Origin of the sequence: Paraburkholderia fynbosensis (genome assembly GCF_902859935.1) — a bacterium.
Taxonomy (GTDB): domain Bacteria; phylum Pseudomonadota; class Gammaproteobacteria; order Burkholderiales; family Burkholderiaceae; genus Paraburkholderia; species Paraburkholderia fynbosensis.
Genome location: NZ_CADIKI010000005.1, coordinates 153,461 through 179,529, shown reverse-complemented (window position 1 = coordinate 179,529; position 26,069 = coordinate 153,461). Strand labels below are relative to the sequence as shown.

General features: G+C 63.9%; 22 protein-coding genes and 1 pseudogene. 8 read left to right on the top strand and 15 right to left on the bottom strand.

What is annotated here, in order from left to right; translation table 11 throughout:
- Positions 1-37 precede the first annotated feature (37 nt).
- The 8 genes from HV770_RS10470 to HV770_RS10435 form a co-directional block, all read right to left on the bottom strand.
- Positions 38-1,054: a UDP-glucuronic acid decarboxylase family protein gene (locus HV770_RS10470; RefSeq protein ID WP_175159321.1), complete on the bottom strand. Its 1,017-nt coding sequence runs from the start codon at positions 1,052-1,054 to the stop codon at positions 38-40.
- A gap of 38 nt (positions 1,055-1,092) precedes the next feature.
- A complete protein-coding gene (locus HV770_RS10465; RefSeq protein WP_175159320.1) occupies positions 1,093-2,049 on the bottom strand; it encodes a glycosyltransferase family 4 protein in 957 nt (318 codons plus the stop codon).
- On the bottom strand, positions 2,039-3,172 hold the full coding sequence (locus HV770_RS10460) for a glycosyltransferase family 9 protein (RefSeq protein ID WP_175159319.1): 1,134 nt from the start codon (positions 3,170-3,172) through the stop codon (positions 2,039-2,041). The genes HV770_RS10465 and HV770_RS10460 overlap by 11 nt, the downstream gene beginning before the upstream one ends.
- The gene (locus HV770_RS10455; protein ID WP_175159318.1) at positions 3,169-4,248 is read right to left on the bottom strand and encodes a glycosyltransferase family 2 protein; all 1,080 of its coding nucleotides are present in this window, start codon (positions 4,246-4,248) and stop codon (positions 3,169-3,171) included. Before HV770_RS10455 ends, HV770_RS10460 begins: the two co-directional genes overlap by 4 nt.
- Positions 4,245-5,990 carry a carbamoyltransferase family protein gene (locus HV770_RS10450; protein ID WP_175159317.1) on the bottom strand — a complete coding sequence of 582 codons (1,746 nt, stop codon included), beginning with the start codon at positions 5,988-5,990 and terminating at the stop codon, positions 4,245-4,247. Before HV770_RS10450 ends, HV770_RS10455 begins: the two co-directional genes overlap by 4 nt.
- Before the next feature lie 22 nt (positions 5,991-6,012).
- Positions 6,013-7,260 (bottom strand): lipopolysaccharide heptosyltransferase II, encoded by a 1,248-nt coding sequence (gene waaF, locus HV770_RS10445; RefSeq protein WP_175159316.1) that lies wholly within the window; start codon positions 7,258-7,260, stop codon positions 6,013-6,015.
- Positions 7,257-7,865 (bottom strand): D-glycero-alpha-D-manno-heptose-1,7-bisphosphate 7-phosphatase, encoded by a 609-nt coding sequence (locus HV770_RS10440; protein ID WP_175159315.1) that lies wholly within the window; start codon positions 7,863-7,865, stop codon positions 7,257-7,259. Before HV770_RS10440 ends, waaF begins: the two co-directional genes overlap by 4 nt.
- Before the next feature lie 88 nt (positions 7,866-7,953).
- Entirely contained in the window at positions 7,954-9,249 is a 1,296-nt protein-coding gene (locus tag HV770_RS10435; protein ID WP_175159314.1) for a glycosyltransferase family 4 protein, read from the bottom strand.
- A gap of 423 nt (positions 9,250-9,672) precedes the next feature.
- Here HV770_RS10435 and HV770_RS10430 point away from each other — a divergent pair, with 423 nt between their 5' ends.
- A complete protein-coding gene (locus tag HV770_RS10430) occupies positions 9,673-12,348 on the top strand; it encodes an ATP-binding cassette domain-containing protein (RefSeq protein WP_175159313.1) in 2,676 nt (891 codons plus the stop codon).
- A 98-nt stretch (positions 12,349-12,446) separates the two neighbouring features.
- Here HV770_RS10430 and HV770_RS10425 read toward each other — a convergent pair whose 3' ends face one another.
- Together HV770_RS10425 and HV770_RS10420 are read right to left on the bottom strand one after the other, a co-directional pair.
- Positions 12,447-13,391 (bottom strand): glycosyltransferase family 2 protein, encoded by a 945-nt coding sequence (locus tag HV770_RS10425; protein WP_175159312.1) that lies wholly within the window; start codon positions 13,389-13,391, stop codon positions 12,447-12,449.
- Positions 13,392-13,451: 60 nt separating this feature from the next.
- A complete protein-coding gene (locus HV770_RS10420) occupies positions 13,452-14,156 on the bottom strand; it encodes a PIG-L deacetylase family protein (RefSeq protein WP_175159311.1) in 705 nt (234 codons plus the stop codon).
- Between the two features lie 210 nt (positions 14,157-14,366).
- On the opposite strand from HV770_RS10420, the gene coxB reads away from it, so the two are divergent.
- The 5 genes from coxB to HV770_RS10395 are packed head-to-tail and all read left to right on the top strand — an operon-like array spanning position 14,367 to position 20,851.
- Positions 14,367-15,482: a cytochrome c oxidase subunit II gene (coxB, locus tag HV770_RS10415; RefSeq protein WP_425497388.1), complete on the top strand. Its 1,116-nt coding sequence runs from the start codon at positions 14,367-14,369 to the stop codon at positions 15,480-15,482.
- Positions 15,479-18,112 carry a cytochrome c oxidase subunit I gene (gene ctaD / locus HV770_RS10410; protein WP_175159310.1) on the top strand — a complete coding sequence of 878 codons (2,634 nt, stop codon included), beginning with the start codon at positions 15,479-15,481 and terminating at the stop codon, positions 18,110-18,112. Before coxB ends, ctaD begins: the two co-directional genes overlap by 4 nt.
- Positions 18,109-18,453: a hypothetical protein gene (locus HV770_RS10405; RefSeq protein ID WP_175159309.1), complete on the top strand. Its 345-nt coding sequence runs from the start codon at positions 18,109-18,111 to the stop codon at positions 18,451-18,453. The genes ctaD and HV770_RS10405 overlap by 4 nt, the downstream gene beginning before the upstream one ends.
- Positions 18,429-19,448: a cytochrome c oxidase assembly protein gene (locus tag HV770_RS10400; RefSeq protein WP_246290815.1), complete on the top strand. Its 1,020-nt coding sequence runs from the start codon at positions 18,429-18,431 to the stop codon at positions 19,446-19,448. The genes HV770_RS10405 and HV770_RS10400 overlap by 25 nt, the downstream gene beginning before the upstream one ends.
- Positions 19,448-20,851: a c-type cytochrome gene (locus HV770_RS10395; protein WP_425497398.1), complete on the top strand. Its 1,404-nt coding sequence runs from the start codon at positions 19,448-19,450 to the stop codon at positions 20,849-20,851. The genes HV770_RS10400 and HV770_RS10395 overlap by 1 nt, the downstream gene beginning before the upstream one ends.
- A 212-nt stretch (positions 20,852-21,063) precedes the next feature.
- Here HV770_RS10395 and nadE read toward each other — a convergent pair whose 3' ends face one another.
- The 3 genes from nadE to HV770_RS10380 form a co-directional block, all read right to left on the bottom strand.
- Positions 21,064-21,918, bottom strand: coding sequence for an ammonia-dependent NAD(+) synthetase (gene nadE, locus HV770_RS10390; RefSeq protein ID WP_175159308.1), 855 nt, complete (start codon positions 21,916-21,918; stop codon positions 21,064-21,066).
- Positions 21,915-22,445, bottom strand: a complete 531-nt coding sequence (locus HV770_RS10385) for a CinA family protein (RefSeq protein WP_175159307.1) — start codon at positions 22,443-22,445, stop codon at positions 21,915-21,917. Before HV770_RS10385 ends, nadE begins: the two co-directional genes overlap by 4 nt.
- Before the next feature lie 283 nt (positions 22,446-22,728).
- Positions 22,729-23,256 (bottom strand): PRC-barrel domain-containing protein, encoded by a 528-nt coding sequence (locus HV770_RS10380; protein WP_175159306.1) that lies wholly within the window; start codon positions 23,254-23,256, stop codon positions 22,729-22,731.
- A gap of 341 nt (positions 23,257-23,597) precedes the next feature.
- On the opposite strand from HV770_RS10380, the gene HV770_RS10375 reads away from it, so the two are divergent.
- A complete protein-coding gene (locus HV770_RS10375; RefSeq protein ID WP_175159577.1) occupies positions 23,598-24,182 on the top strand; it encodes a glutathione binding-like protein in 585 nt (194 codons plus the stop codon).
- Positions 24,183-24,214: 32 nt separating this feature from the next.
- Here the strand turns inward: HV770_RS10375 and HV770_RS39690 are convergent.
- Positions 24,215-24,325, bottom strand: a pseudogene (locus HV770_RS39690) (IS6 family transposase); the annotation flags it as partial.
- A gap of 427 nt (positions 24,326-24,752) precedes the next feature.
- Here HV770_RS39690 and HV770_RS38540 point away from each other — a divergent pair.
- Positions 24,753-24,968 carry an SDR family NAD(P)-dependent oxidoreductase gene (locus tag HV770_RS38540; RefSeq protein WP_281366208.1) on the top strand — a complete coding sequence of 72 codons (216 nt, stop codon included), beginning with the start codon at positions 24,753-24,755 and terminating at the stop codon, positions 24,966-24,968.
- A 195-nt stretch (positions 24,969-25,163) separates the two neighbouring features.
- Here the strand turns inward: HV770_RS38540 and HV770_RS10365 are convergent, their stop codons facing one another.
- The gene (locus HV770_RS10365) at positions 25,164-25,475 is read right to left on the bottom strand and encodes a DUF4148 domain-containing protein (RefSeq protein WP_175159305.1); all 312 of its coding nucleotides are present in this window, start codon (positions 25,473-25,475) and stop codon (positions 25,164-25,166) included.
- Positions 25,476-26,069: the final 594 nt, after the last annotated feature.

Genomic DNA, 26,069 nt, shown 5'->3' with positions numbered 1-26,069 from the left:
GCGGCCGGGCAGTCGCCCGGCCGCCGCTCCCGCTGGTTCATGTCGAGCTATGCGCGAGCGGAGCGGCGAAGCTTGCGACTGCGTCGGGTAACTTCGCGCGGCCCGCTTCGATGCGCGCGCGGAAATAGCGCGCGGTCGCGGCAAGGCCGTCGTCGAGAGAAGTTCGCGGCTGCCAGCCGAGCCACTCGCGCGCACGCGTGATATCCGGCTGGCGATGCCACGGGTCGTCGGTCGGCAGAGGATGCAGTTCAAGCGGCGAGTTCGAGCCGGTGATCACCACGATCCGCTGCGCGATCTCGCGCATGCTTACTTCGTGCGGATTGCCCAGATTGACCGGGCCGTTGGGGTCGTCCGCTGTGTTCATCAGCCGGATAAAGCCGTCGATCATATCGTCCACGTAGCAGAACGAGCGTGTCTGCGAGCCGTCGCCATAGAGCGTGAGCGGCTCGCCTTGCAGTGCCTGCATCATGAAGTTCGACACGACGCGGCCATCGGCGGGATGCATGCGCGGCCCATACGTGTTGAAGATCCGCGCAATCCGGATCGACAATCCATGTTGCCGCCGGTAATCCATGAATAGCGTCTCGGCGCACCGTTTGCCCTCGTCGTAGCAGGAGCGCGGGCCGATCGGGTTCACGTGCCCCCAGTATTCCTCCGTTTGTGGATGCATCAGTGCGTCGCCATACACTTCGCTCGTCGACGCCTGAAAGATTTTCGCCTTCACGCGTTTGGCGAGCCCTAACATGTTGATCGCGCCGTGCACGCTGGTTTTGGTGGTCTGCACCGGGTCGTGTTGATAATGGACCGGCGAGGCGGGACAGGCGAGGTTATAGATCTCGTCGACCTCCACGTACAAAGGGAAGGTCACGTCATGACGCATCAGCTCGAAATTCGCGCAGTCGAGCAGATGCGCGATGTTGTCTTTCGTGCCGGTGTAGAAATTGTCGACGCACAGAACATCGTGCCCTTCTGTCACGAGCCGTTCGCACAGATGCGAGCCGAGAAAGCCTGCGCCGCCGGTAACCAGAATCCGCTTGCGGGTGAGTTCTTTCATGACATGTCGTCCTTGCTCAAGGTACGGTTCGCGGCCGCTCAGGCAGTGACGTGCAGCAGCGCGTCGTGCCAGTCCTGCGCGAAACGGTCGATATGAAAACGCTCCAGCGCCGTGCGCCGCGCGCCTTCGCCAAGACGCCGCGCTTCGGCGGGGTCGCGCAGCAAACTACCCATCGCATCAACGAGGGCGTCGACATCGGTATGAATGAAGCCGTTTTCGCCATTGCGGATCACCGTGGCGAGTTCGGTCGTAGCGAGACCAACGATCGGCATGCCAATGGTCATCGCTTCGACGATCGCGAGGCCGAGACTGGTCCAGCGAATCGGATTGAAGAAGAAGCGGTAACGCGCCGTGAAGGCGGCCAGATCGAGATTGCCAATCTCGCCGATACCGCCGAGCCGCCCGGCGTCCATGCCGACGAGATCGAGCGGCACACGGGTGCGCGTCGCGCTGAAGATATCCGCGCCGAGCCGACGTCCGCGTTGCGCGAGATGATTCACCACCACGATGCCGCGTTCCAGTTCGCCGCTATAGCGCACGCCCTCGGGCACGACTACGCCGTGTTCGATCACCCGGGTCGGCGTGACGCCGCAATCCCACATCAACTGATTGAAATGCGTGACGTGGACCAGCAAGGTGTGGGGGTCGTCGACCCAATGCCATTGCTGGAACGGATTGTCCTGCGGCGGATCATGCTCGATATAGACGCGCGGCAAGCGCTGCTGCGCCGGGCTCAGCAGATGTTCGCGGTCGTATTCCCAGTGGCTCTTGTGCTGATACAGGACGACGTCGAACGCTTCGTCGGGCACATCGTCCGCATTGATTTCGTGGACGTTGTCGCCCCACGGCAGCACGCCGACCTTGCCGGCGTAGCCGGGCGGATGGCCCGGTTTCGTGACGAGATAGAAATCGTGCGGCGCTTGCGTCAGGTAATACAGATAGTTGCCGTGTACGTGCCAGGTCAGCACGCGCAGGCGGCGGCAGTTACGCAGCATGATGCATCTCCTCGAAAGTGCGAGCGTTCGCATGCAACGTGTTCGGCGCGCCGGGTTGCGCGCCGTGTACCCGCGCGAGCTGCGCACGCGCCGATTCAACGACCTGTTCCACGCTGACATTCAACGCGCATGGATGACCATACGGGCATTCGCGGAACATGCAAGGCCGGCAGGGGGTATAGTCGGCGAGCACGCGGTGCAGCGCATGGTCGGGCGGCGCCCAGCGGCGCGTGTCGCTGCCGGAAGCGATCACGACCGACGCCGTCGACACGGCCGCCGCGATGTGCGAAATGCCGGTGTCGTTGCAGACGACGAGACGCGCGTGCGCGACGAGTGCAGCGAGGCCGCCGAGCGAAGTCGCGCCCGCGAGATGCAGCGCGGGAGACATCATCGAACCCAACACGGCGCCGGTCAGCGAGGCTTCGGCGGCGGTTCCGGTAATCGCGATCTGCCAGCCTTCGGCTGCGAGGTTGTCGGCCACCTCGGAGAAACGCTCGGCAGGCCAGCGCCGCGACGGCAACTGCGCGCCGGGATGGATCAGCACGAGCCGCTGCGCTTCCACACCATGGACGGCGGCCAGCGCCTCATATTCTTCGTGATCCTGATGATGAAGCGGAAATGCCGATTGCCGCTCGATCGTCGGTGCGCCGAGCGCGTGCGTCAACGCGAGATAACGGTCGGCCTCGGGCAGATCGTCGGGCCAGCCGATAAAGCAGCCTTGGCGCGCCGGCTCGTCAGGCTGCACGAAACCAGCCAGAGCCTGTGCACCCAGCTCGAGCAGCAGATCGTTGGCGGGCCCGCCACTGCCGTGCATCTGGATCGCGAGATCGAAATGCCGCGCGCGCATGCGCGAGAAAAATTCGGGCAGCCCGGCGTTCGTTTCCGGCTGCTCGGGAAATCCGATTGCACCGGGGAACACGATCAGTTCGTCGATAAGGCCCGCATAGCGCTCGACGAACGCGCAAGCCCACGGCAACCCGACCAGCGCGATGTGTGCGTGCGGTGCCGCGTGGCGCAACGCTCGCAGCGCGGGGACGGCGCACAGCATGTCGCCGAGTTGCAGTGCGCGAAACACGACAATGCGGCGTGGCGCGAGCGCGCTCAGGAACGAGGGTGCAGTCATGGAAAGAACACCTTGAAACGGAAGGCGCCATAGAGCCGCCAATAGATCGAGAGAAACGGAATCGGGACAGACGTCCACGCCATTTCGGCGACGTGCCGCCAGCTGCGATCACGGCCGTGCAAACGCATGACGGAGAAGTAGCCAGTCAACGCCAGCCACACGATCAGCGCCGTTAGCGCGATAGTCATGTGGCCGGCCGGCACGGCGAACAACGCAGTCAGTGCCGCGCACAGGATCGCGTAGTAAAGCAGTGGCGGTGTCGCGCGGATGCGTGTCCTGAACAGATGCGGGTGCTTCTTGTAGAGCAGCGCATCGAACTGGCTCTTCTTCTGCTGCGCGATGCTGACGCCCCAATGTGCGGGCCGCACGGGATGCACGACCACGGCATCGGTCGCACGCACGATCTCGCCGCCCGCTTGCATCAGCGTAAATTGCAGATCGGAGTCTTCGCGCCACGCCGATGTGAAGCGCTCGTCGAACCCGCCCGTCGAAACCAGAAACTTGCGCGCGACGAAGGCGTTGGCGGTGGCGAATTCCGCGCGTTCGAGTCCGCTCGCGTCGGCTTCGTAATCGGTCGGCGAGTCGGGCAGCGGCACGACGATCTTTCCCGAGGCGGCCGCCACGCCGGGTGCGAGTGCCCCCACACCGGCCGTAAGCCAATGTCGATCAGGGAGCGTGTCGTCGTCCGTGAAGGCGATCAACGGCGAGCGCGCCTGTTGCCAGCCCGCATTGCGCGCGCCTGCCGGGCCCTGGCTACCCGTGACGGGTACGTAGCGCACGGTCAGTCCTCGCGCCGCCTGCGCGGCCGCGAAGCGCGCCACGCACGCGCGGGTGGCTTCATCAGGGCCGTCGTCGCAAACGATAATCTCGTAGCGATCCGCAGGGTAGTCCTGCTCGCACAGTGCGCGCAGACACGCCGCCAGCAGCGCGGGACGGCGATAGGTCGGCACCACGACGGACACATCCATGCGAGCGGGTAGCGCGCCTGCATAATCCGCGGCAACCGCTTCTTCAGCGCGAGACGCGCTTGCCGACATCCCGCCGGCTTCGATTGGAGCCGCCGCGGACGAACTCATGCGCGGCCCCCCGTTTTGTCGACGACGAACGGCCCGATCACCAGCGCGTCGAGCGGTGAGGTCCAGAACGACTCCACCGCGTCGCGCGGCGTATTCACCATTGGTTCTCCGCGCGTATTGAACGACGTGTTGACCAGAATCGGCACACCCGTGCGTTGTCTGAACGCGTTCAGCAAGTCGTAATACAGCGGATGCTGCGCGCGATTGACGGTCTGCACGCGCGCCGTGCCGTCGACGTGGCGCACGGCCGGAATGCGCGCTGCCTTGTCCGCGCGCACGTCGAACACGAACAGCATGAACGGTGCGACCTTGCCATCCACGAACCATTCGTTCGCATACTCTTCCATCACGACCGGCGCGACCGGGCGGAAGTCTTCGCGGTCCTTGATCTCGTTGAGCTTCGCCTGCATCTGCGCATCCACCGGCGAGGCGAGGATCGAACGCGCGCCGAGCGCACGCGGGCCGAATTCCGTGCGCCCCTGATACCAGCCGATCACCTTGCCATTTGCGAGCAGATCGGCGGTCTCGGCGGCGATATTGTCCATGCGGCGGTAGGGCAGCTTCGACCAACTCAGGAATTGTTCGATTTCCGCTTCGCTGTATTCGGGGCCGAGGTACGCGTGGTCCATCGTCCAGCGACGCGCACGGTCACCGCGCGCGGCTCGCTCGCGGTAATCGATCCACAGCGCCGCGCCGAGTGCGGTGCCAGCGTCGCCAGCAGCGGGCTGGACCCAAATGTCGTCGAATGGACCGGCGTCACGTAGCTTCGAATTCATCACGCAGTTCAACGCGACGCCGCCGGCCATCGCGAGCTTGCTCAGACCCGTCTGCCGATGCAACCAGTCCGCCAGTTGCAGCACCGTTTCCTCGAGCACGCGCTGCAACGAATGCGCGATATCGAAGTGCCGCTGCTCCAGCGGCCCGCCGCGTTCCCGTGCCGGGCCGAAGCGCTCGACGAGGCGTGGCGCATCCACGGTATAGGTTCCATCGCTGCGGTAGCGCACGATCTCGCGGAATACATCGAGGTAGAGCGGCTTGCCGTAAGAGGCGAGCGCCATCACCTTGTACTCATCCGACGAGTGCAGGAAGCCGAGCCAATCCGTCACGGCTTCGTAAAGCAGGCCGAGCGAATGCGGCAGTTCGACCTGCTTCAGCCGCGTGTATTCGCCGTCGACAAAGCGGGCCATGCTCGTCGTCACACCTTCGCCCCGACCGTCCATCGTCAGCACGGCGGTATCGTCGAACGGCGCGGCGAGAAAGGCGCTGGCTTCGTGCGCGAGGTGATGCTCGACGAAGTGCCACTGGAAGCCCTGGTCACGATCGACGCCCTGAAAGCGTTTTTTCAGGTGATGCGGCGCGCCGTCCAGCAGTTGCCCTTTGGCATTCGCGATATAGCTCAGGAACAGCGGATCCCACGGCGATGCCGACGGGTCGGGAACATGCGTATTGGCCGGATCGAACGGCAATTCTATGGTCGCGCCCGGGCGGCTCGGCATGCCGCCGAACAGCGTGGGGTCATAGGAGTAGGCCACATGATCGACTTCGGCAAGCGTGATGCCGGCGGCCTTCAGGCAGTAGTCGATGGCGTCGAAGGGCAGTTGCCAGGTCGCAAACGGCACAGGCCGTTTCGCGTGTTTGACATGCGTGAAGCGTTCGTCTTCGGCGGCGGCGAGCACGACGCCGTCGCGCAGCAGGGCTGCGGCGCTGTCGTGATAGACGGCATTGATTCCGAGTGTGTACATGGTCGTTCGCAAGAGAAAGGTTTCAGGGAGCGATGGGTTCACCAGAGAGGGGCGCCGTGCTGGCGTGATCGGCCTGCTTCGCCGCGTCGCCAGCCGTGGCACCGGCCGCGTCGCGCGCCGCTGCCTCGCCGCGCAATTCGAGCACTGCCTGCACCACTTCGTCCGGCGCGACACCTAGCAGACAGGCGTGATGCTCTTGCGGACACACGCTGCGATAACACCAGCGGCATTCCACGTCGCGAAACAGCACGCGCTGCGCCGTCTGCCAGGGCGTGTGCTGCGGATTGGTCAGCGCATAGAGATCGACCACGGGTGTATGCAGTGCGGACGCGAGATGCACCGGTCCGCTGTTGTTGGACACGAGCACGCTGGCGCGCTCGATCAATGCACCGAGTTCGCCGAGCGTGAGCGCGCCGCTCAGATCGTGCAGCTTCGAGCGCACGCCGGGCGCGGCCGCGCGAATCACTGTTTCGACCAGTGGCCGTTCGCCGGAAGAGCCGGTAATCAGCAAGGGCGCGCCGGTTTCGCGTACGAGCCGAGCCGCGACCTCGCCAAAACGCTCAGGCGGGTAGCGGCGCGAAGCGGCCGTGGCGCCAGGATGCAGCACGATCCACCCGCCTTCGCAGGCGACGCCACGCGCGACGAGTTGCGCCTGGAGCGTGCGACGGTCGGAAGCGTTGACGCGAAAGCGCATGCGCGTATCCTGCGCGTGCGCGCCGACGTGGCGCACGAGGTCGAGTTGCCGTTCCACTTCGTGGCGCGTGCGCTGCTGCGGTTCGGGTTCGCGCAGCCAGTCGGTCAGCAGCGCATAAGGATTTTCGCGGCAATGCGCGAGACGGCGCGGAATGCCGGCCAGATAGCAGAGCATCGCGGCGGGCAACGGGCTTTGACTATAGACCGTGAAAATGACCGCGGCGTCGAAGGCGCCGCAGCGCAATCGGTCCTGCATCCGCTGATCGTCCAGCAGCGTGCGTGCGCCGTTCGACAAAGGCGCGACCCAAGGCGCGCCGTATTCGATCACGTCGTCCACGTCGTCGAGAAAAGGCGCGAGCGCCGCGCCGCTGCGCGATGCGAGCATCGTGATGTGCCGATCCGGGCCGCCGTGACGCAGCGCATGCAGCGCGGGTGTCGTCATCAGCACGTCGCCGAGATTGTCGACGCGTATGCAGAGAATCCGCTTGACGTCCTCACCCCAGCGAGTGGGCGGCGACGTATCGGCTACCCGTGCATGCGCGAGTGTCGGTTGAGCGAGTTGCAGTGGGGCATTCATCGCGCGGCTTCCTCGCGCACTGGCGCATCGAGTCCGCCGTCGGTCCTGCCGCCGCCAACCACGATTTGCGCGGCTTCATGCAGATCGGCGGCGCGCGCGGTCGGCACGCGGTGCTCGCTGTCGAGCCATTGGGTTTCATGACCGTTGTCGAGCAGCACCGTTCGGCAGCCCGCGCGATTGCCCGCTTCGACGTCGTCGAGAATATCGCCGATGAACCAGCTCCGCGCGAGGTCGAGCCGGTGTTCGTGCGCGGCGCGCAGCAGCATGCCGGGCGCCGGTTTGCGGCAGCCGCACACGCAGGCGTAGCGCGCGACGCGGCCGCCTGGAAGATGCGGGCACCAGTACACGCCGCCCAGCGTCGCGCCGCACTTGGCGAACATGCGATGCAGTTCGGCTTCGACTGCATGCAACGCGTCGTAGTCGAACTTCCCGAGCGCGACGCCGGACTGATTGCTGATGACGAACAGCGCGACCGGCTGCGCGGCGAGCAGTCGCAAAGCGTCGCCTGCGCCCGGCGCGAAACGCATCGACGAAGGCTCGACGTTGTATGGCACATCGTCGAGCAGCGTGCCGTCCTTGTCGAGGAATACAGCGGCTTGCATCATGAAACGTCCAGGCGGAAAGCGTGAGCAGGAAATGAATGGCCGTGGCAGGGATGGGGCAACGACGCAAGTGCGCTTCGCATTCGCTGCCTTATCCGTAAGCCCCGCCCACCGCCGCGCGTTTCGGCACTTCCACCTGCTCGGAAGCGCTTGTCGCCGGCGCGAGGCACGCCGCGCGTGCGTAGATCTGCGCCAGCGAATCGCCGACGCCTCGCCATGTGAACTGCGCGTGTGCGCGCGCAAGACCTGCCTCACCCATGCGACGGGCAAGCTCGGGGTCCCGTCGCAACTGGTCGAGGCGCGCGGCAAGCGCGGCCGGATCTCGCGGCGGAACAAGGAAGCCAGTCTGGCCGTGCGCGACCGAATAGCGGATGCCGCCTACGTCGGCGCCAATCACTGGCGTCCCGCAAGCCATTGCCTCGACCGGCGTGATGCCGAACGGCTCGTACCAGGGCGTGGTCACGAACACGTCGGCGGCACTATAGAAATGGCGCAGTTGCGCACGTCCGCGCCGGCCGACAAAGGTAGTCTGGTCCGCCACGCCGCACTCGCGCGCGATGCTGCGTAGCCGTGCGATCTCTGGCGTCGCAAGTTCGTTCGGCGAGTTCGAATTGCCGCCCACTACATAGAGCCGCGCGAATGCCCCGAACGCCTGCTTGAGAACGCCCACGCCGCGCACCACGTTGTCGATGCCCTTGCGTTGCACGAGCCGGCCCAGTTGCAGCACCGTGAATTCGTCCTGGCGCCAGCCGAGCGCTTCGCGTGCGGCAGCGCGGTCCATCGGCCGGAATTCCGCGGCGTCGAAGCCGCATGGCACGATCTCGATGCGCGACAGGTCGGCGCGATAGTGCTCGATCAGGTCCGCCTGGTCCTGCGGGCATTCTGCGACCACGACGTCCGAGCGCGCCACCAGTTCGTCCTCGATCGCGAAACGTTCGTCAGGAAAGCCGTCGTCCGCGCCCTGATGAATCCGGCGTACGCGGCCGAGCGCATGAAAGGTAGTGACAAGCGGCACGCCAAGTGCCGCCTTGACCTTCAGCGCGGCAAGACCGGACATGAAGAAGTTTGCGTGGATGACCTCATACGGCTCGCGCTCGCGTCGGAAGAATTCGACCAGGAACGCGGCGAATTCGTCCATGAACGGCAAGAGCTGCTCCTTCGGCAACTGCTTTGGCGGCCCCGCCGGCACATGAATGACCCGCACGCCGTCCATGTCCGAGATGAGCGGCAGCAGCGCGCGGTCCCGGCGCGTGAAGACATCGACCTGATGCCCCATCATCACGAGTTCGCGCGCGACATTGGCGACGTAGATGTTCTGTCCGCCGCTGTCGACCCCGCCGGCAATAGCGAGTGGCGAGGCGTGTTCACTGACGAGAGCGATTTTCATGGCGTTCCTTTGCAGGGTGGGCACAAATGGTTGGTGCGCGGCGGTTGTAGTACGCACAGCATGGGGTGTGCCAACGGTTCTACCCGCCGACGCGGGCAGATGCACTGCTCTGCGGACGGACGAAGCGTCGTCACTGGTTTTCGATTCGGTGCGAGAGAAGCGCTGTGGCGTTCCCTGTTTTTACACGCCGCATGTAACATTGCGCGCGTGGAAGATCGTTCCGTGCTGCGATGCGTATACGCGATTGCGAGGGAATTTTTGCTAAAGGCGCTATATGTATGTCACTTTCTGCATATGCCGGGAGCGCTGCTTGCTGTGCGAACGCATTGCAAGCAGGGATGGTTCGCTTTCCGATATTTCGTCACGCGGCCGGTAGATAGTTGTTGGTCGCGTTCGCAGCGCGCGTAGAAGCAGTCGACACCCATGCTGAATTCACCGACTTCGTCCCCGCAATCGCCGTCGGCCCGTCGGCGGCTCACTGGCCGAATCGCCGCCGACCTCGCGCAAGCCGTGTGGGGTTATCGCAAGCAAACCGTGCTGTCCCTTTTACTGATGGTGGCGGCCAAGCTGTCGATCGTACTGATTCCGCTCGTCCTGAAACACATCGTCGACGAACTCGGTCGACCCGCCGCGCAGGCGCTGTTTCCCGTGTTCCTGGTGCTTGCTTACGCGCTGCTGCGCTTTCTCGGCGACGGGCTCAACGAAGCGCGCGATGTGGCGTTCAGCGTCGTCACGCAGCGCACGGTAGCCGCCTTCACCGCGCGGACGTTCGCGCATCTGCACGGAATGAGCGCGCGGTTTCATACGCGCCGTGAAACCGGCGCAATCGCGCGTGACGTGCAGAAAGGGGCCGACGGTATCGGTTTTCTGCTCGGCGTCGCGTTGTTCACCATCGTGCCGACCGGCTTCGAGATCGCGACGATCGTCACGATCATGGTGCGCGCCTATGCGCGCGAATTCACACTGGCGATCGCGCTTACCTTCGTTTGTTACGCGGTCTATACGTTTTTATTCACGCGGCGGCGGGTTGCCTTTCAGCGCGCTGTGAATCTGCTCGAGGCGCAATCCGATGGACGTCTCGTCGATAGCCTGCTGAATTACGACACAGTCAAATACTTCGCGACCGAAGCGGCTGAAACGCGCCGCCTCAGCGAAGTGCTGGAAAAATGGGTCCACGCAAGAATGGCAAATCAGCGCGCGCTGACCGCCTTGCATGTCGGGCAGAGCGCGGTGATCGCGCTCGGCATCGCCGCAATCATGCTGCTCGCCGCGCAGCATGTGATTGCAGGCTCGATGAGCGTCGGCGATCTGATTCTGGTGAATGCCTATCTGATCCAGATTTGCATGCCGTTGAATACGCTCGGCTTCGTATTTCGCGAGACCAATGACGCGATGGTCAACGTCGAGCGCATGTTCGCGATTCTCGCGACGCAAGGGCGAGTGGGCGAGGATATCGACGATCCCGCAGCACAGCCGCTGATCGTGAACGCGGGCAAAATCGACTTCGAACACGTGGACTTCGGCTATGACCCGGCGCGGCCGATTTTGCGCGACGTCGATTTCCATGCGTATGCGGGCAAGACGCTAGCGGTGGTCGGCGGCAGCGGCTCAGGCAAGTCGACGATCGTAAAATTATTGTTCCGGCTTTACCAGCCCGAAAGTGGCGCGATCCGCATCGACGGTCAGGACATCGGCAAGGTGACGCAGCGAAGCCTGCGCGAAGCCATCGGCATCGTGCCGCAAGATACCGTGCTGTTCAACGAGACGATCGCTTACAACATCGCTTATGGCCGGCCCTCCGCGACGCGTGCGGACGTCGTGCGCGCGGCGCGCGCCGCGCAACTGGACGAGTTCATCGAGCGGCTGCCCGACCATTACGATACGCGCGTGGGCGAGCGCGGCGTGCGTCTGTCGGGCGGTGAGCGTCAGCGCATTGCAATTGCGCGCGCCATTCTGAAGGACCCGCGCATTATCGTGTTCGATGAAGCGACGTCGGCGCTCGATACGCGCTCCGAACGAGCAATCCAGACCGAGCTGACGCGCCTCGCGCAGGGCCGTACGTCGATCGTGATCGCTCATCGGCTTTCCACTGTGGTGGACGCCGACTGGATTCTCGTGATGGAGCATGGCCGCGTGGTCGAACAGGGCACGCATCGGGAATTGCTGTCGCGCGACGGCGTCTACGCGAAGATGTGGTCGCTGCAATGGCAGCAGGGCGAACTCGAGCATGCGCAGCGCAAACTCACCGCGCAGTCGGTGAGCCTCGCCACGTTGACCTCCGGTGCGGTCGACGCATTGCATGACGAAATCGCGGCGCAGCGCGTGGCTCTGCACGTAGAACTCGGCGACAACGACCTGCGCGTGACCGGCGATCCGAGCGTTCTGCAACCGGTGATCGCAGAATTGTGCCTCAATGAAATCCAGCAGGCGGCAGCCGGCGAGCGGATCGCGCTGCGGGTCGAACGACATAACAATCATGCGTGGGTCAGTGTGCTCGGCGCGGGCGGCAAGCCGGCCGAGCTTGAGGAGTCGGCCGCGCGGCGCATGGAAGCGACGCTTGCAGCGGCGGGCGGTGGCTTGACGTTGATGCCGCTGCACGGCCAGCTCGCGTATGTCGCGATGCTGCCGCTGCATGCCGTTGCCGATGTGCGCGAAGACGATGGCGCGAGGCAGATCGACGATCTGCTGGTCATGGCCGTCGACGATCAGGAGGAAGCGCGCGACGCGCTCGAAGCGGTGTTGAGCGCCAGTGGCGCGCGAGTGCAGCTCGCATCGTCCGGTGCGCAGGCGCTCGAGTGGCTGAGGCGCACGCAGAGGAACGAATGGCCGCAGGTGCTGTTATGTGACATTGTGCTAGCGGACGTAGACGGTTACGAAGTGCTGCATCGTATACGCGCACTCGAAAGCGAACGCATGAGCACGGCGCATGCACCGCTGCCGGCGATCGCGCTGACCGGCTATGCCGAAACGGAAGACCCACGGCGCGCACAGGCGGCCGGCTTCGACGCACATTTGACGAAGCCTGTGCCGCCGCAAGAGTTGATCCTCGCCATCACGAAGCTGACGGGCGCCAAGTCGCGGGCGAATACCGCGACTTAGTGCATGTGAAGCTGGTCGCGGGAGAGCGTTGGAGCGCTGCGCCTCGGTGCCGCTTGCACGAGGGCCCTCGCGTCATATACGACGCCGGGTGAATGAACTCACGTGCGCGCGTCGATCTCGCCGCCGCTTGGCTTCTGGTGGCTGTCCGCCGGTATCGCGCCGATGGACCGTTCAGCCGCGTGGACACGTGCGCGCAAATGCAATACGTTGACCGGTACGACGCGGCGGTGCGAGAGTGCCCAGGCGAGTCCGCGCATGAGCGCGGCGCCGTCGCGCATCAGGTTGCCCTCCCGCGCAAGCATGTCGAGCGCGCGCAGCGTCGCACGGCATGCTTGCAGCCATGGCAGACGCAGCCACGCGATCCACGCGGCGTTGCGCGCGAGTGTGCGACGTCGCAAGCGGCTATCGCGTGCCGGCGATGGATGATGGTGTACGGTCAACTGTTCACAATAGACAATCGACCGGTTCGCCGCCAGCACGTCTAGCGCCACTAACTCTTCCTCACCGCCGACGAACAGCCGCGGTTCGTAGCCGCCTACCTCGCGGAACAGTGACGTGCGGAACACGCACGCGCCCGCCATGTAGCCGATCAATGCGGGACCGGGCAGGCCGTTGCTGCCGAGCGGACTCGCGCGCATCACGGCGCACGTCGGGTCCAGCGCCTGGTTCTCACCGACGACGACGCGCGCACTCAACACACCGACGTTCGGCCACGCGTCGAGCAGTTGCACCGCGCGTTCGAGCGAGCCCGGCTCCCACCACGTGTCGTCATCGCAGAAGGCGACATAGTCAGTGCCGACGAAGGCAGCCGCACGATTGCGGCCAGCCGCGCCGAGATTTTCGCCGCACTCGATCACGCGGACCGTCGGAAACAGCGTCTTGACGAGCGCGACGGTGTTGTCGGTCGAAGCGTTGTCGGCGACATAAATGGGTGGGCGTTCGGGAAGGGCGAGCAGGCGTGTAAGTGTGGCGCTCAGTTCGTCCGCGCGGTTATGTGTCAGCACGACAACGGAAATGCGCCGGGCCAGCGTTTTGTTTTCCATGCTGTTGATGTTCTTCTGACGATGCGATGCAGGTGTCGAGCAAGCGTTGTGCCGATGCGCTCAATCACGGCTACTGCCGCTTTCGTCGGCAGCGCGAAGGACCCAGTAGCGTTCCGGCGAATCGAGGGCGGCACGCCCTTCGGGACCGAATGCTCGTAGCTGGCTTCCGTATCTGCCGAGCGCTGCCTGCTTCAACTGGAGGTGTCGCGCGTGCGCCCCGGTGTCTGCCATGTCGATTGGACTCACCTTGATGCCTTGTTCGAGCATAGTGGCCAGACGCTCCTGGAGGATGCCTGGAATATTCCGGTAGGGGACGTCTTCGTAGGCGTACGCCGCTAGATCTTTGAATGACCGCAGGGCGGCGAGGCAAGCGTCGGACGCCATCGTGTGATCGGAATGGAATAGTCCAAGGGGGAACAGCGCAGTCGCGGGTTTCACTTCGAGGAACGTTGCGCGCAACGCCGCGACAAGTGCTTCGTGCGAAGGCGATGACAGATATTGCGCGTCGCAGAAAGGCAAATGGATGGGTGAAGCGCGCAGCACGCTCAAAGCGCGCACATCCTCTGTTCTGCGCGCGCGCGTCGCCTCGAATGCGCCTGTGAAGCCCGAGGCGCGGTCCCAGTCGGTCATCATGTCGCCTTCTGGCGCGGACGTGAAAATCGTACATACGGTTGCGGCCGGATGCGCGGCGAGCAACAGGCCGCAACTCAGCACCGCGTCGTCCAGATGCGGAGAGACGACAAGCAGTGGGCTGCCGAAGTTCATGAGACCTTTGCGCGCTGTGTGCGGCGGGACATGGAAATTCGTGGTGAGCAAGCCGCATTCCACGTTGGCTCGCGCTTGTTGCCGCGCAAGCCTTCCCATCGCGCCCTCGAGGAACATTGCTGGCGTAACGGAACACCTGCCGCTTTCGCCTGCTGGACACGCGGCACGAAAAATGCGGCGGACCGCAAACTCATACGCTTACCTACGTAAATGATCCCTGACGTCGGAGCTCAGATTCACGCGATTGCGCGGTCCCGCGGCGGCGCTGCGCCTGCCGGCTGGAAACGCGCGGCCTATACGGTCGCCGGCTCGCTGCTCGCGATGTCGCACGTCGCGCAATCCGCCGCGCAGCCGCAGCAAAACGCGTTGCAGCCGGCAGGCGTGCAGGCTGCGCACATTGCGAAGCTATGGAATCTCTCGCTGATCGTATGCGGGATCGTTTTCGCACTCGTGCTGTTGGCGACTCTCGTTGCGCTGGTCCGCAATGGGCGCGGCCTTGCCGCGCAACCGCCGGCGACTCGCCCGCCTGAGCTTGGCTCGCTGACGCAGCCGGAACACCGCACGCGGCGTGTCGTGATTGGCGCAAGCGTGCTGTCGGTGATCGTCCTCGTCGGACTGATCGTCGCCGACGTGCTGACGGATCGCGCGCTCTCGAGGATGCCGGTAACAGACCCCGTGCGCATCGACATGATCGGCGCGCAATGGTGGTGGCAGGCGTCGTATCCTCCGCAGGGCGGACAGCCGGGATTCGTTACCGCAAACGAATTGCACGTGCCGGTTGGCCGGCCGGTTGTCGTGTCGCTGCAGGCGGAAGATGTGATCCACAGCTTCTGGGTGCCCAGTCTGCACGGCAAAAAAGACATGCTGCCGGGTATCGACACGACGATCGAGTTTCGCGCGGACCAGCCAGGAGTCTATCGCGGACAGTGCGCTGAATATTGCGGCGCAGAACATGCATTGATGGCAATGCTCGTCGTCGCCGAGCCGCCCGAGCGCTACGCGGCCTGGGTGGCGCGGCAGGCGCAGCCGCTCGCGCAAACCACCGACGCCGTCGCGCTTCATGGCCGCGACGTGTTCGAGCGCGCGAGTTGCGCGGGTTGCCACACGGTGCGCGGCACTTCCGCGACGGGCACGCCCGGCCCCGACCTCACTCACCTGATGAGCAGGGAGACGATCGCCGCGGGCGTGCTCGCCAACACGCCTGAAAATCTTGCCGCGTGGATAAAGGATCCGAATGCACAGAAGCCCGGCGCGACGATGCCGGCTGTGCCGCTTGCGGATGCCGATCGCCTCGCGGTCGTCCGATGGCTTACCACATTGCAATGAGCACGATCGAAAAGCCGCCGGGCGCCGACGCCGTCGCGCAGATAAAGGACGGGCCGGATGCCGATACCGGTACGCTGGCCGCGCTGGCGCGCACCTGGAGCGATCGCCCGGGCATCATCGGCTGGTTCAGCGCGATCGATCACAAAACCATCGCGCGCCGCTTCATGTGCACGACGTTCGTGTTTTTCCTGCTCGCGGGGATCATGGCACTTGTGATGCGCACTCAGCTCGCGCGGCCGGCGAACCACGTAGTCGGCCCTGACATGTACAACCAGCTCTTCACGATCCATGGCACGGCCATGATGTTTCTGTTCGCGGTTCCTGTGATGCAGGCGGTGGCGATGTACCTGATTCCGCTGCTGATCGGCGCACGCAGCGTCGCGTTTCCGCGGATGAACGCGTACGCATACTGGGTCTTTCTGTTCGGCGGTGTCACGCTCTTCATCGCGTTTCTGCTAGGTGCAGGCCCGCGCTCAGGCTGGTTCAGCTATGTGCCGCTGGCCGGCCCCGACTATGCGACCGGCAAGGGCAGCGATATCTGGGCGCAAATGATCACCTTTAGCGAACTGTCCGCGTTACTCGTCGCTGTCATATTGATTGCCACGATCCTCAAGATGCGCGCGCCGGGCATGTCGCTGAACCGGATGCCTCTTTTCGTGTGGGCCACGCTTGTCACGCAATTCATGGTGCTCTTCGCGATGCCCGCAGTCATGCTGGCGAGCACTGCGCTGATTCTCGACCGACTGGTAGGGACGCAGTTCTATAACCCGGCGCTCGGCGGCGACGTGCTGTTGTGGCAGCACCTGTTCTGGTTCTTCGGTCATCCCGAGGTGTATCTGATCTTCATTCCGGCGCTCGGGTTTATGTCATCGATCATCGAGACATTCTCGCGCCGCCCGATTTTCGGTTACTCCGCGATGGTGCTCGCGCTGATCGCGACGGCGTTTCTTGCGTTCGGCTTATGGGTGCACCACATGTTCGCGACGGCCGTCCCTGATCTCGGCAAGACATTCTTCACTGCGGCGAGCGTGATGATTGCGGTTCCGTCCGGTATCCAGATCTATTGCTGGCTAGCGACGCTGCTCACTGGACGTCTCAGTGTGAAGCCGCCACTGCTGTTCGTGCTCGCGTTCTTCTTCATTCTCGTGCTCGGCGGGATGACCGGCATCATGCTCGGCTCCGTACCGCTCGACCTGCAGGTACATGACACCTATTTCGTCGTGGCGCATCTGCATTACGTGCTGCTCGGCGGCGCGGTGTTTCCGCTCTTTGGCGCCTTCCACTACTGGTTTCCGAAATTCACCGGACGCATGCTTGGCGAGCGCCTCGCGCATTGGCAGTTCTGGCTGTTCTTCGTCGGCTTCAACGTCACTTTCTTTCCGATGCACCTGCTGGGCCTCCATGGAATGCCGCGGCGCGTGTGGACGTACCCCGCCGCCATGGGCTGGGACGGCATGAATCTCATCGCGACACTGGGGGCGTACCTGATCGCCGTGAGCGTGCTGCTGTTCATCGTCAACGTGATATGGAGTCTGCGGCGGGGCGCGCGGGCCGACGCGAACCCTTGGGGTGCGGGCACACTCGAATGGAGCGTCCCAAGCGCGCCGCCGCCGCACAACTTCGATGTGCTGCCGGTCGTGCACGGCCGCGCGCCGCTCTGGGAGCCGGGGCGCGCGCCGCGTGCGGTGGCGGGCCTCGCCGCGCTCGCGCGCGAGGTGTTGACCACGACAGCCCTCGACGCGCGGCCGGACACGCGCCCGCTCTTTCCGCAACCGTCGATCTGGCCGTTCCTCAGTGCGATCGCGACCACAGTCTTCTTCATCGGTTCGATCTTCACGCCCTCGGCCGTATGGTGGGGCACGGTGCCGGTCGCCGTGGCGATGATTGCCTGGTTCTGGCCGGGGCGGCGCGAGAACCGGGTCGCGCGCGCGCTCGAGCGCTGGCCGGATTCGCCCGCCACGAATAAGGCGGCGCGCCATGTGAACGCGAACCCGCCGTCGCGCAAAGCGGCCAGCCATGGCGCCTCGCAGAGGGCCGCGGTGCTCGACGTGCGCGCATTGCCGAGCTTCGGTTTCAGTCATCGCAGCCTCATGTGGTGGGCGACGGCGGGCTTGATGCTGATCGAGGGAACCCTGTTCGCGATGGCCGTCGGTATGTACTTCTATCTGCGCGCGGTCAACACAGCGTGGCCCCTGCACGCACCGCCGCCCTCGCTGGTGTGGGGATCGGTCAATACGGCCGTATTGGTCGCGAGTCTTTGGCCGAACCAGCTTGCCAAGCGCGCGGCAGAGCGTGGCGAACGCAATCGGGCGCGCCTATGGCTTGTAATATGTCTAGCGTTTGCGCTTGTGTTCCTTGTCGTGCGTGGCGCTGAATTCGGCGCGCTCAACGTGATGTGGTACGCGAATGCATACGGTTCTATCGTGTGGCTGCTGCTGGGCCTGCACACGACCCACCTGATCACCGATACCGTCGATACCGCCGTGCTGGCGACGCTGCTCTACACCGGGCCGTTCGAGAAAAAGCGCCTGCTCGACACGAGCGAGAACGCGGTCTACTGGTACTTCGTCGTCCTGAGCTGGCTGCCCATCTACGCAGTCATCTACCTTGTCCCGCGGATCCATCAATGAAGCATAGTGGAATCTCGATCTGGCTTGGCCTGCTGGTGGCCCCGGCGGTAGTACTCGGCGCGCAGAGCCTCAACTACGTGCTGGTGCAGATCGCCTGCGCGTCCGGCCGGCACACTGCGCTCGACGTGGTGAGCGCGCTTGCGTTCGGCTTCTCGGTCATCGCGGCGTGGCTTGCCTACCGGCGCTGGCGCGCCACAGTCGGGCGCTTCCACGGCAGCTATGTGCCGCGCGGCGCGCGTCGGCCGTTTCTTGCCCTGATGGCGATGCTCGTCGCCGCTTTGTGCGCGGTCATCCAGTTGACGATGTGGTTCCCGCAATGGCTGCTTTCACCCTGCCGATGATCGCGTGGCTTTCCGCAATCTGCTACTTCGCGCTCCTTGCCGGAAAGCGGCGACTCGCGCTCGGGCGCGCGGGCGCCGCATTGGCACTGACCGCTGCGCCGCTCGCATGCGCGCACGTGCTTACCGAAGGCGAACGCGGCGCGCCCACATTCGGCTGGTCGTTCGACGCGTGGGTCGTCGCGTTGATGCTCGCAAGCACGCTCGCGTATGCGATCGGTCACCTGCGGTTGCGCCGACGCGGTTCGTCGCATAGCCGCGCAATCCGCGCGAGGCATGCGAGTGCGTTTGCGGGTGGCATGGCCGCGCTCGTGATCGCGTTGTGCTCGCCGCTCGATGCTTTGTCCGCGGCTCTGTTTTCCGCGCACATGGTCCAGCACGAAACGATGATGCTGATCGCCGCACCGCTCCTCGTGGCGGCACGACCGCTCGGCGTATGGATTTGGGCATTGCCACGCAGCGCCCGTCGGCGCGTCGGCCGGGCGGTGCGCAGGCCCGCATTCGTCCGCGCGTGGCGGGGGCTGACCGCGCCGCTCACCGGATGGGTCCTCCACGCGGCAGCACTCTGGGGCTGGCATGCGCCGGTGATGTTCGAAGCCGCGCTCGCGCACCCGTGGGTGCACACGCTGCAGCACACCAGTTTCCTGCTGACCGCGCTCATTTTCTGGTGGACCGTCTTTGGCGACGGTGCTTCGCGTCAGTCAGGCGGTCACGCGTTGTTGTCCGTGTTCACGACGATGGTCCATACGAGCGCGCTCGGCGCCTTGATTTCGCTCGCGCCGGGCTTGTGGTATCCGTTCTATATCGAGCCGACGAGCGCGCTCGGCGTCGATGTGCTGCATGACCAGCAGGCCGGCGGCCTCATCATGTGGGTGCCGGCTGCGATCGTATACCTGGTCGGCGGATTGGCGATCGTGGCGCGCTGGTTGAGGAGCCCGACGCGAGACGATCTCGCCAGCGATCCCACAGCGGCATTGCCGCAGGACGGTGCGCGATGATGCCGCAAACGTCACGCGCATTTGCGAGAGCCCGCCGTCATGCCGGGCTTGCCGCTTGCACCCTCGCGCTCGCGATAGCCGCCGCCGGCATCGCAATGCGCGACGCGCGCAGTGAAGATGCGTCGGCATCGGACTCGTCGCGCGCCGTCTCCGCATCGTCTTCGGCAGGTGCTCCAGTAGGAGCCGCTGCGCCTCGACCAGACGCGGGGACGCTCGCGCGCGGCGAGTACGTCGCGAAAGCCAGCGATTGCGCAGGTTGCCACACGGCGGCGCAAGGCGGCGCGCCCTATGCAGGCGGACACGGCCTCGTTTCACCATTTGGCACGATCATGGCGACCAACATTACGCCCGATCCGCGCTACGGGATCGGCCGGTACACCTACGACGACTTCGCGCGTGCGCTGCGTCAAGGCATCGCGCGTGGCGGCAAGCGGCTCTACCCGGCGATGCCGTACAACGCGTTTGCGAAGCTCGATGACGCGGACATGCATGCGCTCTATACGTACATGATGCATGGCGTCCAGCCGGTCGCGAAGCCGAACGCCGAGTCGGATGTCGCATTCCCGTTCAACCAGCGTTGGGCGCTGCGGTTCTGGCAAAGGGCGTTCGTGCCGCCCGAGCCGTACCGGCCGCGCGCCGACCGCGACGCACAGTGGAATCGCGGTGCCTACCTCGTGCAATCGGCGGGCCATTGCGGCAGTTGCCATACGCCGCGCGGCGTCGCTTACCAGGAGAAGGGCACGGATGAAACGTCGTCGACCTTTCTCACCGGCGGCGTCAACGACCACTGGTTCGCGCCGGATTTAACCGGGGATCCGGGCTCGGGGCTCGGCCGCTGGCGCGCAGCCGAAATCGCCGCGTTCCTGAAGACGGGGCACGGCGCGGGCAACGTTGCATATGGGAGCATGGTCGAGCAGATCGAGGACAGCACGCAGTACCTGACCGACGACGACCTGCAAGCGATTGCCCGCTATCTGAAGTCGCTGCCGCCGCATAATCCCTCGGGAACCTATGCGCCGCAAGACAATGTTGCGCGCAAGCCGCTGAACGGCAATCGCGTGCCCGATACGTCGTCGCTGGGATACAGCGTCTATCGTTCGTTTTGCGCAAAATGCCACGGTGAGGCGGGTGAGGGCGTACCGAACGTGTTCCCCGCGCTCGCGGGCAACACGTCGGTGCTCGCGGAAGATACGACCTCGCTGATTCGCCTGATGGTCGAGGGTGGCAATAGTCCGTCGACGCTTACTGGACCGCCCCGTCAACAAATGCCGCGCTTCGCCGACACGCTCCCCGATGTGGCAATTGGCCAGGTACTGACCTACATCCGCAGCGCGTGGGGCAACAACGCACAGCCGATAACCGCGAACGATGTAAGTTCACTACGGCAGAAGCTGCACAAATAACGCTGCACGTGCGCGTCGCGTTCGCTGCGTTGAGGCCGTTCTCGCACCGGGTGGCTCCGTCCCGGGACGGACGGCGCGACCGCGTTTCGGCAATGCCGCAGTGCATACCTGTCTACCGGAGATTGCACGCCTGACGGCGACCGTTCAACCCGGCTCGGCAATCGGCGAACTCGTTCTTTTGCAGCAGCGTGCGGTGCCTGCTGGACCGTCGATCATAGCTGTGGATAGACCGGCGACACCGGAAGCGCGCGCTTATGACGGGTTGCAGTATAAAAGCGATGAATCGTGGCAAACACTGCGTCGCCGACCGGCTTGCCTTCGAGGAAGTCGTCGATGTCTTCATAACTGATGCCGTAGCTGTCCTCGTCCGGCTTTTGCGGCGTCAGCGATTCGAGGTCAGCCGTCGGTACCTTCCAGGCGAGGCGAGTTGCCGCGCCCAACGCCTGCGCCAATGCTCGTACGCGCCGCTTCGTGAGACCGGCGAGAGGCAGGATGTCCGCACCGCCGTCGCCGTATTTCGTAAAAAAGCCCATGAGTGACTCGGCCGCGTGGTCGGTGCCGATCACGACGCCCACGCGAGCCCCGGCGATTGCATATTGCGCGATCATTCGTTGCCGGGCCTTGATGTTGCCGAGCACGAAGTCTTCCTGAAAGTCGTCGACGTACTGGACGTTCCCTCGCTTGAGCGAGAACAGCATCGCATCCGATGGATCCTTGACGTTGACCGTGAACGTCTCGTCGGGACGGACGAACTCGAGCGCGAGAGCGGCGTCTTCCTCGTCGCGCTGGCTGCCGTAGGGAAGTCGGACAGCCACGAACTTCGCTTCGTAGCCGCGTGCGCGAAGGCGCTCGACCGCGAGTTGCGCAAGCCGGCCCGCGGTGGACGAATCCACGCCGCCGCTGATGCCGAGCACGTAAGTGCGAAGCCCCTGCGAGATGAGGTAGTCGGAAAGGAAGGCGATGCGTTGTTCCCGCTCCATGTCGACGTCGAAATCGCGAGCAACGCCGAGTTCGTGAATGACGGCCTGTTGCCAGGCGTCCCTTTCGGTAGAAGGCGGCAAAGTCATGGCGAAGTCCTCTGAGAGTGTTCCCGCTGAGTGCGCGGTAGTCGATCGAAGTAATGCTCGATGCGCGACAGCGCGTACAGCGCGGCTGCCGAACGTACCTCGTTTCTGTCGCCTGGAAAGAGGCGCGTTTCAGTGAACGTGAGCAGTTCGCCGTTGCGGGTCCGGAACGACCAGGCGAAGCACTGGGTACCCGCTGGCGGACCGCCTTCAGGGGCGGCGTCCGCGAGCCCGGTGTTGGACACGGCCACATCGGCACAGCAGCCTTCCTGGCGAAGCACGCCTTCCGCCATCTCGTGGGCGACTTCTTCGCTCGTCAGGCCGAACTGTTCCATCGTCGTTCTCCTGACGCCGAGGAAGCCGGCTTTGCCCGATGGCGAGTAGCTCACGAAGCCGACGTCGAGGCACGCGCCGCTACCCGGCACGCTCGCGAGGTAGGACGCGATCTGGCCGCCGGTGCAGGATTCGGCAGTGGCCAGTTTCAGGCCTCGCGATGTGAGGAAAGAGACGGCTTGCATGGGGATATTCATCGTTTGTCTCCAGCAGTCACATAACGTTAGCCAAGGTCGCCGTTTGTCGGCAAAGCCTGCGAGATAGCATCGAGGCGCGCAATACCGATTGCTCACCTGGACACTGTCATTGATTTTCATAGCGCGCCCGTGATCGCGGCTCCGACGTAGTGCCGCGTCGCGCGGACGACGCGTTCTTCGGTCAAATCACGTGAACGTCATAGGCGCTCTGCTTAGGCCACCCACGGCTAGCTCAATCTGCAACGTCGCGGATGCACTGCGCCCGATATCCGCGACGTAGAGACTACAGATCGGCCGGCGGGTCAATCCGGGTGAACGGGTCTCTTTCGACCACCTCGCGCGTGGCCTGCCAGTACGGTTCGCGGTCGTAGAACTGGTGGACGGCAGCACCCCACTGCGGATCAGCCATCGCTGGCCAATGGTCCTTGTCAAACCCGGGGGCGCTTTTTACACGTTCCGCGGTCGCATCGAGGCGGAAGCACTTTTCATCGGTGTCAAGCGTGAGCGCGCTCCACGGAATGGCATGGAGTGTTCCGCCCATGCCAAGAAACCCGCCTGCTGTGAGCACGGCGTAAGCGATTCGGCCACCACGCAAATCGAGCATGATGTCCGAGATCTTGCCGAGATCTTCGCCATCGGAAGAGAGTACTTTGTTGCCGTCTAGCGTGGCTGCCGCCATCACGTCGGGGCCGGGGCCGTCGCCGACTCCGCTCCCCGTGATTCGTGCGCCGGCTGCTCCCGGCTGCGTGGACGACCTGACGGCGTTCGGGTCGAGGGGATCAAGCGGATCATTTGAGCCGAGCGGGTCCATGATGCCATTCCTCAAAGCGCTTTAGAGAACCTTGGTTGCGCAACCGCCGTACCTGATTCGTCGATCCGCCGTTCTCGTTCTTCTAGGGGCTTTTTTTGCGGCAAGCAGCGAGAGACAAAAGAGATCGATCAGCGAAGTACGGCTTATCTTGCGCGCTCGTTCCAAGTATCGTATTTGTTCTTCGGTGATTTTCCCGTGGCTGCGCCATTGGCCTTCATTTGCAGGAGTTTTTCTATGCCGCCCGACGACACACTGCGACAGCGCGTGCGGCAATTCGGTTCCGGCGGCATGGGCATTGCTCGCTCATACAGTGCCACTCCTACCAAACCAGAGGGATTGCCATGAAACTCTACTACTCGCCAGGTGCATGTAGCCTCGCCGACCATATCGCGCTGCACGAAGCCGACTTCAAGTTCGAGCGGGTCCGCGTGGACCTGAAGACGAAGCTCACCGAGTCCGGACAGAAATTCGACGAGATCAATGGTAAAAGCTACGTCCCTGTGCTCGAATTCGACGATGGCCAGATCTTGACGGAGAATGTCGCCATTCTCTCGTGGATCGCGCAACGCAAACCGTCGCTGGCACCGGACGGCGAACTGGGCGACACACGCTTGCTCGAAATGCTCGCCTTCATTTCGACGGAAATACACAAGCAATTTGGTCGCGTATTCAAACCCACCAGCGACGCCGAAGCGAGTGCTGCACGAGAAAAACTTGCTCAGCGTTTCAAATTGATCTCAGCGATGATGAAAGGCGATTACCTGTTTGGCGCCAACGCGAGTGTCGCCGACGCCTATCTGTTCACGATGCTGCTGTGGGCAAGCAAGGTAGACATCGACGTGCCGGAGCGGCTGACGCATTTCGCGCAGCGCATGCGCGCCCGACCCGCCGTGCAACTGGCGTTGAAACACGAAAAGCTCGAATGATCGACCTGCAGGACGGCTGTAGCAGTCCCTCTCTCGCCGACTCGCCATGACCGACTGGCTTTCATGGCCAGGCGATTGCAGCGGTTGACGAACTCCGGCGTGAAGCGCTGGACCCAGCGCATGATCGCCGTGTGCGCCATCGACGCTTCGGATAGCTGCCGACGGCCTCTCATGAGGTCAGCGCCATGGATCGTTCGGAATTCCTGCCGGTCCACGGGGAGCAGCAAAGCGATTGGCGAAGCCATAGCCAGGAACCCGCGCCGCTCGAGAAGACAATCCTCATTGGTCACGGTCGCGATAAAGCTTAGGCAGAGAAAGTAGCCAATGACATCACCGCGCAGGGCGGCCACGCCTATGGTGGTTGGCGATTTGACGCACGACGATGATGCGCAGCGATTGATCGAGGATGCGGTAAGCCTCGCAGGCCTTGTCGATATCCTGATCAACAATGCTGGAGGGTCGGGTGGCTCAAAAGAGAGCTGGGCAAACACACAGCCGGCCGCATAGGCGTCCGGCTATGATCGCGATGTCCTTGGCTGCCCTTCGTGTCACTAAGCGCCTGCTGCCGGCATGCAGCAAGCCAGATGGGGACGCGTGATCCATATTTCGAGCTTGGCCGCGACGATGCCACCACTAACCGCACCCGACTATTCGGCGTGCAAGGCCGCTATAAACGACATGACTGCGTCATCGATGGATGCCATAGCCTTCCTCGCCAGTCCGCTTGCCGGATACATTACCGGCGTGAATCTGCGAGTCGACGGCGGCCTATCGCCCGGTCGTTAAGCGCCTGTCCTGACAGCCTCTGTCGCAATGATGGACGCAGTTTCCTGGCTCCAGCCTACGGGTACGCACAGCGACTTCTAGCGCGGCAAGCGTCAGCTCAGTATCGATGTGTCGACCGATAGTGTCGCCGACCGATCGCGGAGGCGCCGCCGCATAGCAGGACGACGCAGACGTGAGCCATGCAAGGGGCCTCGCTTATCCGCTGCGAGCCAGCACGCACTCCATTCGATACCAGTAATCGACCAGACGTTGCGCGGCTTGCAGATCGTCGGGATAGTACGGGTCGTACCACGGCGACGGGTCATAGCCCGCGCGTCGCAATGCAGCCAGCTCGCTCGCGTTGCTCTGCCGCGTGGGCGGCGCATGCGCCGCGATTGCCGTGAGGTCGCGACATTGCGCATCGGTCAGGTTCCTGCCCGGATCAGGCATGGGGCCGGTTGCGCAGCCGCACGACAATGCAGCGACGATGAGCGCGGGCAATATGGGCCGGAAGGCAGATGCTTTCATGTCACGCCTCCTTTCAGAGTGGAGTGCGGCGGCAGCAGGCCTCGCAGGGCAATGATCGCGCGGATTCGTGCGACGATTGACGCTATCTTGCGACGAGCGACGGGGGCCTGCACCCGCGAGGCCAATCGCCAGAACCGCGGTGCTGACAGCCGATACCATGATAAGCGGGAATTCGAGGCAGCGCGAACGCTGCGGCGTAAGGCTCCTTTGCGACCAAGGCGGCAACTGACTCACACGCTGTTGTCCACGCTGCTGGACTATCGAAGTCTCGTCGGTTTGCACAAATGTGTTCCTATCCAGCAAGCCTTAAATAAAGGCTGTGCGCGCTCTCAAGGACAATTCATCCGCAACGGGCTGTGCACAAAATTGTAGCGTTTGGGAGCGATTGCATAAATTTGTAGATTTACCCAACACCTGTGCTTCATGCGCGCGCTCGAATTCTTCGAGAACAGCGCTATCGATGATTCCAGTCGTGCTCGAGCCGTGGACGTTCGCTCGTCCGGGATCGCTATGGATGTTGGACAAGGAAATCACTCCCCGTTATTCCCGGCCGATTGTCGGACGAATGAGATCGTTACGTTGCGATGGGCAGGC